This window comes from Natronotalea proteinilytica, from assembly GCF_055379935.1.
The window spans coordinates 2,843,381-2,861,032 of record NZ_AP043947.1 but is presented as its reverse complement, the minus strand read 5'-3'; the positions used below and the strand labels follow the sequence as shown (position 1 = coordinate 2,861,032).

The 17,652-nt window shown below is 59.9% G+C and carries 13 protein-coding genes; 11 read left to right on the top strand and 2 right to left on the bottom strand.

Going from position 1 to position 17,652, the window contains the following annotated elements:
- Positions 1–31: 31 nt before the first annotated feature.
- Positions 32–2,563 (top strand): phosphoenolpyruvate--protein phosphotransferase, encoded by a 2,532-nt coding sequence (gene ptsP, locus ACZ5AL_RS11370; protein WP_464510487.1) that lies wholly within the window; start codon positions 32–34, stop codon positions 2,561–2,563.
- A 256-nt stretch (positions 2,564–2,819) separates the two neighbouring features.
- Here the strand turns inward: ptsP and recG are convergent, their stop codons facing one another.
- The gene (recG, locus tag ACZ5AL_RS11365; RefSeq protein WP_464510486.1) at positions 2,820–4,925 is read right to left on the bottom strand and encodes an ATP-dependent DNA helicase RecG; all 2,106 of its coding nucleotides are present in this window, start codon (positions 4,923–4,925) and stop codon (positions 2,820–2,822) included.
- Positions 4,926–5,121: 196 nt separating this feature from the next.
- On the bottom strand, positions 5,122–5,748 hold the full coding sequence (locus ACZ5AL_RS11360) for a HEAT repeat domain-containing protein (RefSeq protein WP_464510485.1): 627 nt from the start codon (positions 5,746–5,748) through the stop codon (positions 5,122–5,124).
- A 371-nt stretch (positions 5,749–6,119) separates the two neighbouring features.
- Here ACZ5AL_RS11360 and ACZ5AL_RS11355 point away from each other — a divergent pair, with 371 nt between their 5' ends.
- The 10 genes from ACZ5AL_RS11355 to thrC all read left to right on the top strand — a co-directional run bounded on the left by ACZ5AL_RS11355 (position 6,120) and on the right by thrC (position 17,485).
- Positions 6,120–6,599: a hypothetical protein gene (locus ACZ5AL_RS11355; RefSeq protein WP_464510484.1), complete on the top strand. Its 480-nt coding sequence runs from the start codon at positions 6,120–6,122 to the stop codon at positions 6,597–6,599.
- Between the two features lie 81 nt (positions 6,600–6,680).
- Positions 6,681–6,968, top strand: coding sequence for an amphi-Trp domain-containing protein (locus ACZ5AL_RS11350; protein WP_464510483.1), 288 nt, complete (start codon positions 6,681–6,683; stop codon positions 6,966–6,968).
- Positions 6,969–7,241: 273 nt separating this feature from the next.
- Positions 7,242–8,402, top strand: coding sequence for a CNNM domain-containing protein (locus ACZ5AL_RS11345; protein ID WP_464510482.1), 1,161 nt, complete (start codon positions 7,242–7,244; stop codon positions 8,400–8,402).
- Between the two features lie 18 nt (positions 8,403–8,420).
- The gene (locus tag ACZ5AL_RS11340; RefSeq protein ID WP_464510481.1) at positions 8,421–9,896 is read left to right on the top strand and encodes a UDP-N-acetylmuramate--L-alanine ligase; all 1,476 of its coding nucleotides are present in this window, start codon (positions 8,421–8,423) and stop codon (positions 9,894–9,896) included.
- A gap of 6 nt (positions 9,897–9,902) precedes the next feature.
- The gene (locus ACZ5AL_RS11335; RefSeq protein WP_464510480.1) at positions 9,903–10,187 is read left to right on the top strand and encodes a hypothetical protein; all 285 of its coding nucleotides are present in this window, start codon (positions 9,903–9,905) and stop codon (positions 10,185–10,187) included.
- A gap of 15 nt (positions 10,188–10,202) precedes the next feature.
- A complete protein-coding gene (locus ACZ5AL_RS11330; protein WP_464510479.1) occupies positions 10,203–11,024 on the top strand; it encodes an ABC transporter substrate-binding protein in 822 nt (273 codons plus the stop codon).
- A gap of 71 nt (positions 11,025–11,095) precedes the next feature.
- Positions 11,096–13,549, top strand: a complete 2,454-nt coding sequence (thrA, locus tag ACZ5AL_RS11325; protein ID WP_464510478.1) for a bifunctional aspartate kinase/homoserine dehydrogenase I — start codon at positions 11,096–11,098, stop codon at positions 13,547–13,549.
- 90 nt (positions 13,550–13,639) lie between these two features.
- On the top strand, positions 13,640–14,623 hold the full coding sequence (locus ACZ5AL_RS11320) for a homoserine kinase (RefSeq protein WP_464510477.1): 984 nt from the start codon (positions 13,640–13,642) through the stop codon (positions 14,621–14,623).
- Between the two features lie 446 nt (positions 14,624–15,069).
- Positions 15,070–16,167 (top strand): mechanosensitive ion channel family protein, encoded by a 1,098-nt coding sequence (locus ACZ5AL_RS11315; protein ID WP_464510476.1) that lies wholly within the window; start codon positions 15,070–15,072, stop codon positions 16,165–16,167.
- Positions 16,168–16,207: 40 nt separating this feature from the next.
- On the top strand, positions 16,208–17,485 hold the full coding sequence (gene thrC / locus ACZ5AL_RS11310) for a threonine synthase (protein ID WP_464510475.1): 1,278 nt from the start codon (positions 16,208–16,210) through the stop codon (positions 17,483–17,485).
- Positions 17,486–17,652: the final 167 nt, after the last annotated feature.

Genomic DNA, 17,652 nt, shown 5'->3' with positions numbered 1-17,652 from the left:
TTGTTTGTCTTGATCACAATTTCTTTAGTTCATGGTCAGTCTCGTTCTTGTTTCGCACAGTCGTGCCCTTGCCGATGCGTTGATTCCACTTATCCGCGAAATGGCAGCTGAAGATGTAGCCATTGCCGTTGCTGCTGGAACCGGCGACGAAGGAGCAGACACCGGCACCGATGCCACCGCTATTTTTGAGGCCATTCAGCGCGTGGACAAGGGCGACGGCGTGCTTGTTCTGGGCGATATGGGAAGCGCCTTGCTAAGCACAGATGTGGCGCTCGAATTGCTGCCCGACGACCTGCGGCAGCGCACGCGGCTGGTGTCGGCCCCGTTTGTGGAGGGCGCACTGGCGGCAGCGGTGCAAGCCAGCATGGGCGGCGACCTCGACACCGTAGCCCGCGAAGCCCGGCAGGCGCTTGCTCAAAAACAGCAGCATGTGGGCGATTCAGACACCGGCTCCACCCCAGATCCCGATTCGGCGGCTTCCACTTCAAAAACACGGTTCAAGGATGCCCCCGAGCATGCCATCGAGGTAGAGTTGACGAACTTACACGGCTTGCATGCCCGTCCGGCTGCCCAACTGGTACGCACGGCAAGCAAGTTTGAGGCTGCAATCACGATTAAGCGGTTAGAAGACGATCGCCCTCCGGTATCGGCCACGAGCATTTCGTCGGTGTCTACGCTGGGCGCGCGCCGGGGCAACCGCTTACAGATTGCCGCCCGCGGCCCCGAGTCTGAGGAGGCCCTACAGGCATTAGGCACGCTTATCAAAGAGGGGTTTGAGGATGACTCCGCTTCACCAGAATCAGGATCCTCGGCCTCGCAGGCCGAAGCGTCAACCGAGCGCGTGCAAGAGCCCAGTGATGGAGCCGTGACAGGACTTGCGGTGCATGCCGGTACAGCCGTAGCCCCTGCCGCTCGCCTGCATACCGCACTGCCCGACCTACCCACCACGCAAGAGCAGCCCCCTGAAGACGAGTGGGATACGCTACAAACCGCACTCAAAATGGTGCAGCGCGATTTGCGTATGCAGGCCCGTCGAGGCGGGAAAGACGTGCAAGGGATTTTGGAAGCCCAGGCGTTGCTGCTTGAAGACGATGCGCTTCTGGATGCTGCCCACGAACGCATAGCCGATGCGAACGAACCGGCTCCGCTTGCTTGGGCACAGGTCACCGAAGCGCTGGCCCAAGAATACGCCAACCTTGGCGATGCATACATGCAAGCGCGTGCTAACGACGTGCGCGACATCGGGCGACGCGTGGTGCTTGAGCTGCTCGACGACGCCAGTGAAGTGTTGTCGCTACCCGATGGCCCCCTGGTGCTTGTGGCCGATGATCTACCGCCCTCCATCGTGCCTCACCTAGACCCCGATCAAGTGCACGGGGTGGTTTGTACTGGTGGCAACCCAACCGGCCACAACGCCATTTTGCTACGTGGACGCGGCATTCCCACGGTGTTCGGCGTGGGCACCGCGCTGCAGCACGTTGACAATGGCACCATCCTGGGTCTTGATGGCGGCACCGGGCATGTTTGGGTTGATCCTCCTCGTCAACGCGTTAAGAAGCTCGAATCAAAGCGTCGCGAAGCCGACAAGCGCGCCGCCGCATACCGGGCTGAAGCGCAGCGTGCGGCCACGACCACCGACGGCACAACCGTAACGGTAACGGCCAACATTAGTCATCCCAGTGAGGCAGCAACCGCCGTTGAGCGGGGAGCCGAAGGCGTGGGGCTGCTCCGCACCGAGTTTCTGTTTGGGGATACGCAGGAGCCGCCCTCCGAAGAAGAACAGCTTGAAGCCCTGAAAACGGTGGCCTCGCCGTTCGAGAAAGCCCCCGTCACCGTGCGTGCACTCGATGCCGGAGGCGACAAGCCGCTGCCGTATATATCCTTTCCCGAGGAGTCGAATCCGTTCTTGGGAATGCGCGGCATCCGGGTTTTGCTGCGCCACCCCGAGCTATTCCGGACCCAGTTGCGGGCCGTGCTTAAGGCCAGTGCATCGCACAACATACGGCTCATGCTTCCCATGGTGGCCACACTCGACGAGATTCGGCAGACGCGCCGGTTGCTTCAGTCGGTGCGTGCCGCGCTTAACCATACGGGGACGCTGTACGCGGCCAACATGCCCGTAGGCATCATGGTTGAGACGCCAGCCAGTGCGGTTACGGTAGCGCAGTTGGCTCCGCACGTCGACTTCTTCAGCATCGGAACGAACGACTTGGTGCAATACGTGATGGCCGCCGACCGCGAACACGCCGACCTGGCGAATCTTTCCGACACGCTCCACCCACCAGTACTGCACATGATTCGTCAGGTGGTTGAGGCTGCTGGCAGTCGACCTGTAAGCGTGTGCGGCGAAGCGGCGGCGGATCCCGAAGCCATTCCCGTGCTTGTGGGACTTGGGATTCGTAATTTGAGCGTAAACGCAGAGGCACTGCCTGCCACCAAAGCGCTGATTCGTGCTCTGGATATGAAAGATATGAAGGCGCTTGCGAAGCAGGCACTCAACCAAGACGGCGCCCCCGACGTGCGCGCCCTGGCCCGCGAGGCCCTCCCGGATGCGTTTGTGTAGTGCTGTGTCACAGGTCAATCTTCGGGTTGCAATACGCCCCGTTTTAATGTTGTCATCTTGAGCGGAGCAACTGCGTCTAGCAGGTGTGGAGTCGAAAGATCTCCCCCGAAATGAGCAGGGCCGTTCGATCGATCAGAGCCTGCTGAGCGTCGGGGAGATGGTTCGGCTGCGCTCACCATGACAGGTTTTTTGGAGAGGGTGCAGACCTTTGACACGAGCCCTGCACCTCATCATTCACACGCGACACGGCAGTACCTCACCCCACCCGCAAAAAGCCCATCGACTGGTCGGCGTAGTAGCGCTCGAAATAGCGCCGGAGGGGGGTATGAGCGTCATCGGTAAGCTCCGGGTCGCGGTTGATGAGCGCCGTGGCGGCCTCACGTGCAGTTTCGAGCACATCGGTATCCTCGGTGATGTCAGCCAGCTTCAGCTCCGGCATCCCGCTCTGGCGCGTCCCAAAGAAATCGCCCGCACCTCGGATACGCAAATCCTCTTCGCTGATCTCGAAGCCATCGGTCGTGCGTGTCATCGCCGCCAGCCGCTGCTTCGCCTCGGCCGACTGTTTGTATCCGGCCATCAAGATGCAATAGCTTTGCGCATCGCTGCGTCCAACGCGACCGCGCAGCTGATGCAGTTGGCTCAGCCCAAACCGCTCGGCGTGCTCGATGAGCATCACGGTGGCATTCGGCACATCCACCCCCACTTCAATGACCGTCGTCGACACCAGAATGTCGATCTCGCCTGCGTGGAAGGCACGCATCGCCTCCTCTTTCGCATCGGCTTTCATCTGGCCGTGCACAAGCCCCACCGTAGCATCCGGAAAGCGAGACCGCAGCGTAGTCTGTCCGTTCTCCGCATCCTTCAGATCGCTTTTTTCGCTTTCGGCAACGAGCGGATACACCACGTACGCCTGTTCGCCCTGGGCAATACGCGATTGCAGGAAGGCGTACACCTCCTCGCGCTGTTTTTCGTGTCGTTTCGCTGTGATAACCGGCTTACGTCCAGCAGGCATCTCGTCGATATGAGAGACGTCGAGATCCCCGTACAGCGTCATAGCCAGCGAACGCGGAATAGGCGTAGCCGTCATCAGCAGCATGTGCGGACGGTCGCCTTTTTCGAACATTTCGGCGCGTTGCATTACACCAAATCGGTGCTGCTCGTCCACAATGGCCAGCCCCAAGCGGTCGAATGTCACCGCATCTTGGATCAGCGCGTGCGTACCAACAGCTACGGGGGCCGACCCGGTACGTAGTGCATCGAGCGCAGCCTCGCGGTCGGCAGTCGATTGGCTCCCGGTTAGCAGGACGGGCTCCAGGTCGAGCGGAGCCAGGTAACGCGTGAGGCTGGCGGCGTGCTGTTCGGCCAGAATCTCGGTAGGTGCCATGAACGCGGTCTGGAATCCGCTGTCGTACGCCTGCAGCATCGCCAGTACGGCCACCACGGTTTTGCCGCTGCCCACATCCCCTTGCACCAGCCGGTTCATCTGGATGCCCGTCTGGGTGTCGGCAAAGATATCTTTGGCAGCCCTCTTTTGAGCCTGCGTAAGCTCAAACGGGAGCACCTCTTCCGCAAAGCGGCGCGTGTAGGCGCCCGGTTCCTCAAAGCGCGGACCGGCAATGTCTTCGCGCTCGTGCCGGGTAATGGCTAGCAGCAGTTGAATGAAAAAGAGCTCCTCAAACTTGAGCCGGTGGATGGCTCGTTGCAACTCCTCCTGACTTTTTGGAAAGTGGATGGCCCGTAGCGCCACACGGCCCTCCATCAAATCGTACTGCGTAGTCATCCACTCGGGAAGCGGTTCACTCAGCTTCAGCCCGTGCTCTTTGAAGAAGCGGTAGACGATCCGCCGTACCGAGCGACTGCTGAGCCCAACGGCGTCCATTGCTTGGCCGCCGGGATAGAGCGACACAATGCGTCCGGTGTCGAGGGCGGCTGCGTCGTCATCGAGGCGATCGAAGTCGGGATGCGTCATCGAGAACCAGCGTCCGTACTTCTGCACGGTGCCATGAAGCGCGATGCGCTCGCCCGTGTCAAACGCCTTGCGGATCCACCATACGCCCTGAAACCAGACGGCTTTCATGCGCTGTCCTTCGCTGTCTTCCACGATGAGTTCAAAGCGCTTGTTGCTACGGCCCGGCACCACGTCCTGTACAACGACGGTCCCCATGATGGTCGCCTGGTCGCCTTCGCGCAGGTCACGCACGTGGCTGGTGGTAGAGCGGTCGAGGTAGCGCCGCGGGTAGAAGTGCAGCAGATCGTGCACGGTACGTACGCCGTGCGCATCGGTCCAGGCGTCGGCGCGCTTTTGGCCTACGCCCTTCAGGTATCGGATTTCGCGTTCCAGAACAGAAGACGAGGAAGACATGCAGCCAGCGTGTGCGTGCGAAAGCGTCGGGGGGAGATCCAAACCCGGTATCCGCTGAATAGATTCTTGGCGGATGGACGTTGGGAGATGCCGCATCTTCGGGGATATTGCATAGAGAACACCGTAGCCCCAACGCACACGAGTCCGAGGCATAATGTGCCTCGGACTCGTGCTCTTACGCTATCTGTAGAGGGATCTACTTGCTTGTTTCGGGAGGCATTCGGTGGCCAAGCCGCATCGCTTTTTCGGTGTGCACATTGGCCTTTGCAAGATGCCGATCAATGCGGCGTTGAAGGCGGTCCTGTTGCCGTTGGTTGGCTTGGGTATGATAGTAGAGCCGGACAGCATAATCTCCGTGCTGCTCAGCGCGCGACGGAATGTAGCGGATGCGTTGCTGGGCATGGGCATGTCGAACAAACGCATTGTGGCGATTGATCGCATCGAGAGATCGTTTATCCCCAATTGTATGGATTGCCGAGACTGCCATAATGCGAAGCTGTGGGTCAGGGTCCTGCCGGAACACGTGAACGAGAGCAGGACCAACCGCGCTCCAGTCGTAGGTCGCCAGGTTGCGCTGGCTGATAACAATGATATTTTTCAAGGCCTGCTCGCGCAGGTGAGGGTCTTCAGCCCCTAACAGCAGGGCATGTTGCTGAACAACAGCGGGGGCAAAAGAGGTAGTTTCAGTGAAGGAGGTCTGTCCTGTGATCGACTGCCCGTACACAACAGGGGGTCCAGTCCAGACGAGAAGGAGGATCAATGCCAACAGACCACCTTTCACGATGGGCTGTACGGTATGTGAGGTATGGTCGTTTGTATCCATGGGAAAGCGTCGAAAAAAACGCGGGCTGAAGTCATGAAAAACGCTCCTTTATTCGGATTAGAATAGGAGTTGTGAATTACTACGCCCTCTGACCCTATGCACGACGGGTTAGTTTCTGCGTCTAGCGACGCAATTGCGGGCAATACACTGGCTCGTTTACGTGTCATGAGCAATTTGGCCATCCCGCCCCCAATTAAGGGTGATTTACGCTGAATGTGCTGGATATCTTGCAATCAGAAATAACCTTCTGGGGTGGTCTTGCGTTTTACCCCTGTATCGAAAAGAGCTGCTTCTGAAATGGTTAGCGCAGAGCATGGCCCACCCATTTTTAATGAAGCGCGTTGTTTTCCCACAACCAACTGTGAGGCGGTATGTCAGACCCAATCAGTAGGCTTCTTGAACGGTTGAATCTTGACGCCGTAGATCGGCAGATTGCCGGATGGATGCGGCAGTACGGGGTGCTTATCTTGCGGTACAGCTTAGGCATCGTGTTTATTTGGTTTGGGGCCCTCAAACCGCTGGGAATGAGTCCCGCCGAAGAACTGGTGCGTAACACGGTGTACTTTGTAGACGAAGACTTTTTTCTGATCGTGCTGGGCGTATGGGAGGTGCTTATTGGCATTGGGCTGCTCTTTCGCCCTATGCTGCGGCTGGCTATCCTCCTTCTGTTCTTGCAGATGCCCGGCACTATGCTCCCCCTCGTGCTGCTGCCCGAGGTATGCTTTACGCAATTTCCTATTGGACTGACGATGGAAGGGCAGTATATCATCAAAAACCTGGTGCTTATCGGGGCCGGACTGGTAGTCGGGGGCACAGTGCGGCAACCAAGCACATCTCGAACACGGTTGTAGGGCAATGTGGATCTTTCTGCCCATTGCAGGGTGAAGATATACTCTCTATCCTATTGTATCCACATGCTAAAGGTGACTCTTATGCCTGAAGAAGTGCTGTTTAAGTCTGAACATGCCGCTACACGCGCTGAAGCGGCCTCGTATCTTCGGACGTTGGCCGACAAGCTCGAAGCCGACGGCTCGGTTCATCTCGAAGCGGGCGGAGAAACGTTGGATATGACGCTGCCCGAGCGCTTCGACTTCGAAGTAAAGGCCGAGCGCGAAACATCAAAGTCGGGGGGCACCCCCGAGTTGAGCCTGGAGTTGGAGTTTGAGTGGAAAGAAGGCGCAGCCTCTGCCCCTGGTGGTGGACGGCTCTCCATCGAGTAGGGGGCTTATATCGCGTGGGCCGTACGCCCCCTCGAATCAGGGGGGCGTATCATTGAAGGCGGGCCGCTCAGGCCGCGTTCTTGCTACCGGCACATCGCATAACGTTATCTGCAGATGAGCACTTGCCCGCCTTCGCTGACGTCAGACCGGGCGGTTGTAGAAACTGCACCGGTAGCCGTGCATTCTTTGTATCCGTTCTCGTGTTTCTTCAATATAACGTGCCTCGCCGCTTGTCTTTATTAGGCAACTGACTGGACAATCGGCGTTCGCTGCATGGGTTTATTACTCGTATACGTAGCGCTAGCAATAGGCGTCTCGTTTCTGTGTTCGATTATGGAGGCGGTGCTGCTTAGCACCACGCCTTCGTATGTGGCTGCACTGGAGCGGGATGATCATGCCATCGGCGAACGACTGCGTCAGTACAAAGAGGATATTGACCAGCCGCTGGCTGCCATCCTAAGCCTCAACACCATTGCGCATACGGTGGGGGCTGCCGGAGCCGGAGCGCAGGCCGCTATTGTTTTTGGGGAAGCGTGGATCGGTGTCATTTCTGCCGTCCTTACGCTTCTCATCCTTGTCTTCTCGGAGATCATCCCGAAAACACTGGGTGCTGTGTACTGGCGCACCATGGCGCCGACCGTAGTACGGCTGCTCACTCCTATCAGCTTTTCGATGTGGCCATTCGTAAAGCTGTCGAAGGGGCTCTCGTACCTGCTGGCTGATGGCGAAGAGCGGGTGTCTTTCAGCCGCGAAGAGTTTACAGCGCTGGCCGAGTTGGGGGAGGAAGAGGGCGTGTTTGAGGAAAAGGAATCGCATATCCTGCGCAATCTCTTTCGCTTCAACTCACTGCGCGTGAAAGATGTGATGACGCCGCGCACGGTTATGTTCGACTTGATGGAAGACCAAACGGTTGGCGAGGTCATTGAGAAACACGATGAGTTTCGGTTTTCGCGCATTCCGGTGTATCGCAAAAATCGCGATAACGTGACCGGGTACGTGCTCAAAGATGCTTTGCTGTTGCGCGCCGCTCAAGAAGACCTTGACCTGCCCCTCTCCGAACTCGTTCGCGAAATTCTGGTGGTGCAAGCATCGCTCCCCCTCCCCGATGTGCTCGAACGCATGCTTGACCACCTGGAGCATATTGCACTGGTGGTCGATGAGTACGGCGGTGTGGCGGGCATCGTTACGATGGAAGATGTGGTGGAGACGCTCCTCGGCATGGAAATCGTTGATGAGGCCGACTCGGTCGAAGACATGCAGGCGCTGGCACGTGAACAGTGGTTCCGCCGCGCCAAGCAACTAGGCATGCTCCCTGAAGACATTTCCTCGCATGCTGACATGCAACCCACATCGCCAGATGTAGCTGCCGAAGCCATTGCTTCGGACTCGTCTGGAAAACAAAACTCTTCTGACCCTGCCTCTTCGTCTGACTAACGTCTCTGCCTGCCTTTCATGACTTCTTCGGCCTCTGATGACACGGCCCTGCGCACGTTCGACCGTCCGCCTGTGCCGGATACCCTCAACACGGTTCATCTTATTGGCATCTGTGGAACCGGAATGGGCTCGCTGGCACAGCTTTTTCAGGAGGCCGGCTACACCGTACGCGGCAGCGATGACGCAGCGTATCCGCCCATGAGCACCCAACTGGCCGCGCGTAACATTGACGTGTTGGAGGGGTACGACCCAGCTCATCTCGATCCACCACCCGACCTCACCATTGTCGGCAATGCATGCACGCCCACCCATCCCGAAGCCGCGTATGCACGTGAGCATCACCTGGTGCAACAGTCGTTTCCCGAGGCGCTCGGCCATCACTTTTTGACGGATGATCGACGCTCCATTGTGGTCGCTGGTACGCATGGCAAAACGACAACAACCGCTTTGCTCACCCACACGCTGCATGCCGCCGACGCCGATCCAGGGTATCTGATTGGCGGGGTGCTCAAAAGCACCGAGCGCAGCGCCCATCTAGGTACCGATCAGCCGTTTGTGGTCGAAGGCGACGAGTACAACAGTGCGTATTTCGACGACCGGCCCAAGTTTATGCACTACCGGCCCGACAAAGCCGTCATTACGTCGCTGGAGTTCGACCACGCTGATGTGTTTGCCGACGAAGCCGCTTACCGACAGGCGTTTGAGGCATTTGCAGGCACGCTGGGGGCGCGCAACGGGTTGCTCGTCCTGTGTGGCGACGACCCGGCCGTTGCTGCTCTAGCCCCACACACCGACGCTCGTGTGCGGACCTATGGACTCGACCCAAGCAATGACGTGACCGTCACCGATCACGAAACCGGCCCCGAGGGGCAACGCTTTACCATCACAATGGGCGGGTTCGAACGCGGCTCGTACACGCTGCCGCTGCATGGCACGCACAACCTGCAAAATGCACTGGCGGTGGCCCTTATCGCATTTAGTGAAGGATGCAACAGCCGTCAGGTGGCCCAGGGGCTGGCCTCGTTTCCGGGCGTAGCCCGGCGGCAAGAGGTGCTGGGCACAGCCCGCGACATTACGGTGATTGACGACTTTGCCCATCACCCCACAGCGGTACAGCGTACCCTTGAAGGACTGCGTACGGCCTACCCAGAGCGCCGCCTGGTGGTCGCGTTTGAGCCACGCTCAAATACCAGCCGCCGGGCCCGGTTCGAGGACGCCTACAGCACCGCGTTCGATGCCGCCGATGTAGTGGTACTCAGCACACCTCCGTTTCGACATAACGACCGCCAAGACAACCGCCTCGATGTAGAGGCCGTAGCCGATGCCATCCGTAAGCGTGGACCTAGCGTAATCGTTGGGGCGGACCCCGACCATACGCTCCACCACCTGCAGCAGCTGCTTGTCCCCGGCGATGTAGCTGTCACGATGAGCAACGGCGCCTTTGGCCACGTGCCCGCCCGCCTGTTCGACACACTTTCTGACCGCGACGCTTAACTTCCTATGTCTGACTCGGAATCACAAGACGCTCCCTCGCCACTTTCGCTCATCGACGTGCTGTTGATGGGCTTTGGGCTGTTCCTCTGCTGGATGGCGTGGAATAGCTTTCAAATGGGCGATACGCTCGGAGCCGCCGCTGATCTTATGCTTGGACTGGCTGGTGTGCTGCTAGGGGCGCGCAATCCGCTACAACACAGCCTGCAGCGCCAACTTCCTCTGCTGAACACCGCGGCCATCATCGCAGTGGTTGCCGGAGTCGGGCTCTTCATCGCTACATTTTTTCAGTAGGATGCGCAAAAAGCCATGGCTGATGACCCCTTCTGTGCTACCACCGATGCGTTGGGGCGCCCCATTGTGCTCAATGCGCGTCCGACACGCATCGTATCGCTCGTACCCAGTTTAACGGACCTATTGCACGGACTGGGGCTGGACCGTGAGGTGGTAGGCCTCACGCGTTTCTGCGAACGTCCGCCATCGTGGCGCGAAGAAAAGACCCTCGTAGGCGGCACCAAGCAGGTCAAGCAAGACACCGTGGCCGAACTGGCCCCCGATGTGGTGCTGGCCAACAAGGAAGAAAACACGCCCGACGATGTCGACGCACTCACCAACATCGCACCGGTATACGTCACCGATGTGCCGACCGTCCGTGCCGCTACACAGATGATTCGGCAGGTGGGGACGCTGGTCGGACGCTCCGAAGCGGCGGCGGCCCTGGCTGTAGAGATCACCGAACGGTTCGAGGCCCTCTCCAGCAACGCCCCCCTGCTCCGCGTGGCCTACCTTATCTGGCGCGAGCCGTACATGACCGTCGGCGGCGATACCATCATTCACGATGTGATGCGCTACGGGGGATTCACCTCGCCCTGGGCCGACACCGACCGCTACCCAGAAGTGACGCTCAACGAACTAGCCGACGCCACCCTCGATGCCATTCTGTGCAGCAGCGAGCCGTTTCCATTTGGCCAGAAGGATGACTTTACGGCCGACGTGAAAGCCGCCTGTCCCGACATTCCCGTGCGTGTGGTCGATGGCCAGATCTTTTCGTGGTATGGCCCCCGCTTACTAGAGGCTCCTGCGTATCTGCGTCGCCTACGGGCCGAGTTAGTAGAAAGCGCTTCCGGATGAACCCTATCTTGGCACATCCGTTAGGCGGGCGTTGATCCGATTCTCTGCTTATTTCAGCTTCCGTCGTTTTCATGCCCGACCTTGCGCCGTGGACCGTCTATAAGTTTGGCGGCACCAGTCTTGCCAATGCCGACCGCCTTCGTCATGTAGCCACACTCATTGACAACCATGGTCCCGGCTGTGCGACCGTCGTGTCGGCCATGCGCGGCACCACCGATGCGCTCCTTGCTCTAACCAATACGAGTACGCCGTTTGAAGACCGTCTGTCTGAACTCGATGCGCTCCACACTGCACAGCAATCGCCCATTGAAACGCTCCTCAGCGGCTCCGATGCCGAGTCCGTAGCCGATGCCTTGGCCGCCGATGTACAAACCATTCGCGATGTGCTGCAGACCACGCAGTTGCTTGGCACGGTGTCGGAAGCGGCGCGCGACCTGATTGCAGGCTTCGGCGAGCAATGGAGCGCCCGCCTGCTCACCCACCTGCTACGTGCCGACGGCCACGACGTCGCGCTCTGCAATGCGCGCGATGTGCTCGTCGTTACCCACCAGACGATGGGTCCGACCGTGGACTGGGCGGCCACCCGCGCACGCTTTACCACGTGGCGTGAAACCCATCCGGCGGAGCATCTTGTTATCACGGGCTTTATTGCCACGACCGCACAGGGCGCCCCCACTACGCTCGGACGCAATGGCAGCGACTTTTCAGCGGCGATCTTTGCCTCGCTGCTGCAGGCCCACGCCGTGCACATCTGGACCGATGTAGACGGGGTGATGACCGCCGATCCGCGCCTGGTGCCCGATGCGCAGCGTCTGGATGCCCTCTCGTATCCCGAAGCCATGGAACTGGCCTACTTCGGGGCGAAGGTCATTCATCCGCGCACGCTGGCTCCCGCGTTTGACCAGAACATTCCTATTCACATCCGAAACACCTTTTCGCCCGAAGACCCCGGCACACGCATCCACCTGAGTGGCGACGCTGAGCGTCCGGTCAAAGGATTCGCGACAATCAACGATCTGGCGCTGATCAATCTGGAGGGCTCGGGCATGATGGGCGTACCGGGCATCGCCCGTCGCCTGTTCAGCGCGCTGGAAGAGGCGGATGTGTCGGTGATGGTCATTTCACAGGGTAGCTCCGAGCATTCCATCTGCTTTGCTGTACCAAACGCACAGGCCGAGGCTGCACGCACCGCCGCCCGCAATGCCTTCTACGCCGAAATCGACCAAGGGCACCTGAAGCCGGTTGAGGTGACGCCCGATTGCAGCGTGCTGGCTGTGGTGGGCGACAACATGGCGGGCACGCCGGGCATTGCCGCTACGTTCTTCGGTGCCCTCGGACAGGCGGGCGTGAACGTACGGGCCATGGCACAGGGCTCCTCAGAGCGTAACATCACCGCCGTAGTGGATGGACACGACGCCACCAAAGCGCTGCGGGCTGCTCATGCCGGATTTTATCTCTCGAACCACACGCTTTCCGTGGGCATCATTGGGCCGGGCAACGTGGGGGGCGCGTTCTTGGAGCAGGTTAAGGCGGAGGCCGAGCGGTTGCGCACCGAGCACCGCATCGACATCCGCGTGCGTGGTATTTCCAACAGCAGCTATATGGCGTTGGATGAGCAGCGCATCGACCTTTCGACGTGGAAGGCGACCCTGCGTGAGGCCACAACGCCGAGCGACCTAGACGCGTTTGCCGATCACATCCAGACCGAGTACCACCCACACGCGGTACTCATCGACTGCACGTCGAGCCCAGCCGTGGCGGCGCGCTATACCCGCTGGCTGGAACGGGGCATCCACGTGGTGACACCCAACAAGAAGGCAAGCACTGCTCCCATGGAGGCGTACGAGGCGTTGCAACGAGCACGGCGTTCCGCATCCGCCCGATACCTGTACGAAACGACGGTAGGAGCCGGACTGCCCATCATTCAGACGTTGAACAATCTGATCGAGACCGGCGACCGCGTGCTGCGCATTGAAGGGATTCTGTCGGGCACGCTGTCGTACCTCTTCAACGCATTTGACGGCGAGCGCGCGTTCTCCGATATTCTGCGCGAAGCGAAGGCCAACGGCTTCACCGAGCCCGATCCGCGCGACGACCTGTCGGGCATGGACGTGGCTCGCAAGGTGGTCATTCTCGGACGCGAGATGGGGCTCAACATCACGCTCGACGATGTCGCCGTGGAGAGCCTGGTGCCCGATGCACTCACCGATGGCTCAGTGGATGCGTTTATGGCGGGCCTGCCCGAGCACGACGAGGCGATGACGAACATTCTGCGCGAGGCCCGCGCGGCCGGACAGGTGCTGCGCTTTGTGGGATCGGTCGATCACACCGGTGAAGCATCGGTGCGTCTGGGGCGCTACGACGATGAACACGCGTTTGCGCGCATCCACCGCACCGACAACATCGTACAATTTCGCACCGAACGGTACAACGAGAATCCGCTCATCGTGCAAGGCCCTGGCGCCGGGCCGGATGTGACTGCCGCGGGCGTGTTTGCTGACCTGCTGCGCATCGTGGATGCGTAGGAGGCACCGACTCTGTGCATCCGTGGCAATTCCGCCCGTACGGACACGGCGGCGCCGTGTCCCTACATATTTTATGATTGATACTTGCTTATGCCATCCAATCCCAACACCCTACCCACCACCGCCACGGCCATCTCCCCTGCATCCATCGGCAATGTGGCGGTGGGGTACGATGTGCTGGGCGGGGCCTTCGATGCGGTGCACGACCGCGTGCGCATCGAACGCATTGACCATCCAACCGTCGAGATTGGCTCGATAACCGGATGCGTAACGGAACTGCCGCGTCAGCCGAAGGCGAACACGGCCACGGTGGGCCTGCTGGCGCTGCTGGCTGACCGCGACCTGCCGTACGGCTTTCGCGTGCACATCCACAAAGGCATTCCGCTCAGTTCAGGCATGGGGGGGTCCGCGGCATCGGCGGTGGCTGCGCTAAAGGCGGCGCAGGTGTTGATTGACCCGCCCCTGACCGACGACCAGGTGCTGCACTACGCGCTGCTTGGCGAAAAAGTGGCCAGCGGCGCGCTTCATGGCGACAACGTGGTGCCCATGGTCTACGGCGGCGTTGTGCTTACGCGCAGCATCGACCCGATCGATGTCGTGCCCATTCCGGTGCCCGAGGGCCTGCACGCCGCACTGGCGCATCCGCACATGCAGATCTCCACCCGCTCGGCCCGTGCCGTTTTGCCTGAGGCAGTGCCCGTGCCCATTGCCGTGCAGCAGAGCGCCAATCTGGCCGCGCTCGTGGCGGGATGTGCGCAGAACAACCTGCCACTCATCGGGCGCTCATTGCACGATGTGATGATCGAGCCGCACCGGGCCCAGTTGATTCCCGGCTTCGCTGCCGTGCAAGCTGCCGCCCGCGATGCCGGTGCGCTCGGCGGATCCATCTCAGGGGCCGGTCCCAGCGTCTTCGCCTGGTGCCCCGATGAAGCGACTGCCCAGCGCGTAGGCACCGCCATGCGCCGCGCCTTCGCCACCGAAGACCTCGACGCCGAAGACCTCGACGCCGACATCTGGACTGCGCCGGTGGATAGTGCAGGGGCGAAGCGCATCGAAGCATCCGAAGAAATGTGAATAGTGCTGTGTCGCACCTGAATGGTAGGATCCAAATTGTCATCGCGAGGAGGGAGCTTACGACCGACGCGGCGCTGTGAGCGCTAGCGAACGAGTACTCCCGGGGTGCGATCTCATGCCGTTGATTGGGCAGCTACATCCGGTTTAGCAGCAATGAGAGCACCCCAGGAGCACTTCCTCCCTGCGGTCGGGGCGCTTCGCTCCGCTCGCAATGACAAGGTTGTGTATTTTTTATCGGTACGATAGGGTGCAAATGCGTTACCCAAAATATTGATTTGTGACACACCAAATGCTTGCGTTTGCACGGTGCCAATGATCTGGCTATGTTGTCAGAGGAGATCCTGGCTCTGTGATGCCGGGGCGCCTTGACCGGGATGACGATGAGCGTTGACAGCTCATGCTCTATCCTAAGGTTCAGTTGAGAGAGTAATAGCTCTTCTATCAGCATGGATGTCTTGATCTACACCGTGTCCTGGTTGGGGGCCGCCGTCGTTGTGGGGCTCATCATCCACGCCGTTATCTTTTGGACGACCCGCCTAATCGTTGATTGCGTGCGCGGGGATCGGCTACAGCAAACCGATCTGCTGGACCACAGCTACCGTCCTCTGCAACTGCTCATTCCGCTGCTGGTGGTGCGGGCTACCGTCCCCATCTTCAGCCCCGGTGTCGATCCGATGCTGGAAGAGGGCATCCTCAGAGTGCTGCACACGCTGTTTGTCGTAGGTATTGCCTGGCTCCTTGTGGCGGGTATCCACGCTCTCGAAGACCTCATTGCGCGTCGGTTTTCCATCGACGAGGCCGACAACCTGCGCGCTCGCAAGATCGTGACGCAGACACGCCTGCTGCGACGCATCGCCATCATTGTCATTAGCGTGGTGGCGCTTGGCATCATCCTGTTCGAGTACGAGACCTTCCGTAGCCTGGGCACCGGACTGCTGGCCTCCGCGGGCGTTGTCGGTATTGTTGTGGGATTTGCCGCGCAGCGCACGATTGGTACGATCGTAGCCGGGTTTCAGGTGGCGTTCACGCAGCCGATTCGCGTTGATGATGTGGTGATCGTGGAGGGCGATTTCGGGTGGATCGAGGAGATTACGCTCACCTATGTGGTGGTGCGCGTGTGGGATCAGCGCCGGATTGTGGTGCCCATTACGTACTTCATCGAGCAGCCCTTTCAGAACTGGACCCGCGAAACGTCGGAGCTGCTCGGCACGGTGTTTCTCTATGTAGACCACACCGTACCGTTCGACGAGGTGCGCGCTGCACTGGGGGAAATTATCGAGGCGTCGGAGTACTACGACGGGCGCGTGTGGCGGCTGCACGTGACGAACACCACCGAGCGCACGGTAGAGATGCGTGCACTGATGAGCGCTCACAGCGCCCCCGATCTGTGGGAGCTCCGCTGCGAGGTGCGCGAGAAGATTGTGGCGTATCTGCAAGAGACATATCCCGACGCGCTGCCACGCCTCCGTGCCGAACTGCATGACGAAGCCGGACGCTCCGAACGAGCGTCGCCGCCATCGGGTATGTCCGATCCCGTGTCTTGACAACCCGCCTGCCGCATCCCCCAAACACATGCTGCCCCAAATGCACTTTGTAAGCACCCGTGATCTGAACCACCACGCGACGCCGTCCGAAACCCTGACCCGAGGCTTAGCGCCCGATGGCGGACTCTACGTGCCCGCTTCGTTTCCTGCGGTCGATCCGATGGAAGCGCCGTCTGATGCTATCACTGACATCGCCGAGCACATGCTGGCGCCCTACTTTGAGGGCGATCCGCTTGCGCCCATGCTCGACGCGGTCTGTGCCGACACGTTTTCGTTTCCGGTGCCGCTGCGCGACATCGGGCGCGATACGTCGGTACTGGAGCTCTTTCACGGTCCGACCGCCGCCTTCAAAGACGTGGGCGCGCGGTTCTTGGCCTCGGCGCTTTCGCATCTCAACAAAGACGCCGATCAGCCCATTACCATTCTGGTGGCCACATCCGGCGATACCGGTGCAGCGGTGGCCGCTGCGTTCCACGAAAAGCCCAACGTGGAGGTGGTGGTGTCGTATCCGAAGGGACGCGTCTCGGAACGGCAGGAGAAGCAGCTTACCGGGTGGGATAAGAATGTGCGCACGCTGGCCGTCAACGGCAACTTTGATGACTGCCAGCGCCTGGTGAAGGGCGCGTTTCAAGATGAGGTGCTCTCGACGGAAAAGCGTTTGTCTTCGGCCAACAGCATCAACGTGGGGCGATTGTTGCCGCAGCTTACGTATTACGCTGCCGCCAGCCGCTGGTACGTAGCGCGCTACGGCGAGGCGCCTGGATTCATCGTGCCTTCGGGCAACTTGGGCAACGCCGTCGCGGCATTCTATGCGCGTGCGATGGGCAGTCCGATCCGCGAAATTGTGATGGCAACGAATGCCAATCGGTCCGTCACCGAGTTTCTAGAAACCGGTACGTGGGCACCGAAGCCAACGCAAGAGACCTTGGCCACGGCGATGGATGTAGGCGACCCGAGCAACATGGAGCGCTTGCGCCACCACTGGCCGGATGTGGATTTGGTGCGAGCGCAGGGCGATGCGGTGCAGGTGATGGATTCCGAGATCGAACGACAAATCCAGCGAGGTCCGGCGGTGTGGGATACGGTGTGGGACCCGCATACCGCCACGGCAGCTGCCGCGCGCGAGCAACGCGACGATGCCCACTGGGTGTTGGTGGCTACGGCGCATCCGGCCAAGTTTGACACGGTGGTGGAGCCGCTCATTGGCGAAACGGTGCCGGTGCCTGAGGCGCTGCAGGCCGTGATGGCACGCTCCACCCCCGCGCCGCTCATCGAGCCCACGATGCAGGCGTATCGTGAGGCGGTGCTGGCGGGATAGGTTTGGGGGGCGAGAAGTCAAGAAATCATCATGTAGTCAGTAGACACTCAGATCGTCACGTATTCGTATCATTTGATTCTTTTTTTTTTTTTCGAGAATTGAGTGTTAAGATTAATGTGTAGTTAAAATCAAATCACTAACTAAACAGTCATGTTATGACTCAAAGA

Coding starts and splice junctions, on each gene's coding strand:
- ACZ5AL_RS11340 (WP_464510481.1), top strand. CDS start 8,421: ATGACTTCTTCGGCCTCTGATGACACGGCCCTGCGCACGTTCGACCGT.
- ACZ5AL_RS11355 (WP_464510484.1), top strand. CDS start 6,120: ATGTCAGACCCAATCAGTAGGCTTCTTGAACGGTTGAATCTTGACGCC.
- ACZ5AL_RS11335 (WP_464510480.1), top strand. CDS start 9,903: ATGTCTGACTCGGAATCACAAGACGCTCCCTCGCCACTTTCGCTCATC.
- ptsP (WP_464510487.1), top strand. CDS start 32: ATGGTCAGTCTCGTTCTTGTTTCGCACAGTCGTGCCCTTGCCGATGCG.
- ACZ5AL_RS11320 (WP_464510477.1), top strand. CDS start 13,640: ATGCCATCCAATCCCAACACCCTACCCACCACCGCCACGGCCATCTCC.
- ACZ5AL_RS11350 (WP_464510483.1), top strand. CDS start 6,681: ATGCCTGAAGAAGTGCTGTTTAAGTCTGAACATGCCGCTACACGCGCT.
- ACZ5AL_RS11330 (WP_464510479.1), top strand. CDS start 10,203: ATGGCTGATGACCCCTTCTGTGCTACCACCGATGCGTTGGGGCGCCCC.
- thrA (WP_464510478.1), top strand. CDS start 11,096: ATGCCCGACCTTGCGCCGTGGACCGTCTATAAGTTTGGCGGCACCAGT.
- ACZ5AL_RS11360 (WP_464510485.1), bottom strand. CDS start 5,748: ATGGATACAAACGACCATACCTCACATACCGTACAGCCCATCGTGAAA.
- thrC (WP_464510475.1), top strand. CDS start 16,208: ATGCACTTTGTAAGCACCCGTGATCTGAACCACCACGCGACGCCGTCC.
- recG (WP_464510486.1), bottom strand. CDS start 4,925: ATGTCTTCCTCGTCTTCTGTTCTGGAACGCGAAATCCGATACCTGAAG.
- ACZ5AL_RS11315 (WP_464510476.1), top strand. CDS start 15,070: ATGGATGTCTTGATCTACACCGTGTCCTGGTTGGGGGCCGCCGTCGTT.
- ACZ5AL_RS11345 (WP_464510482.1), top strand. CDS start 7,242: ATGGGTTTATTACTCGTATACGTAGCGCTAGCAATAGGCGTCTCGTTT.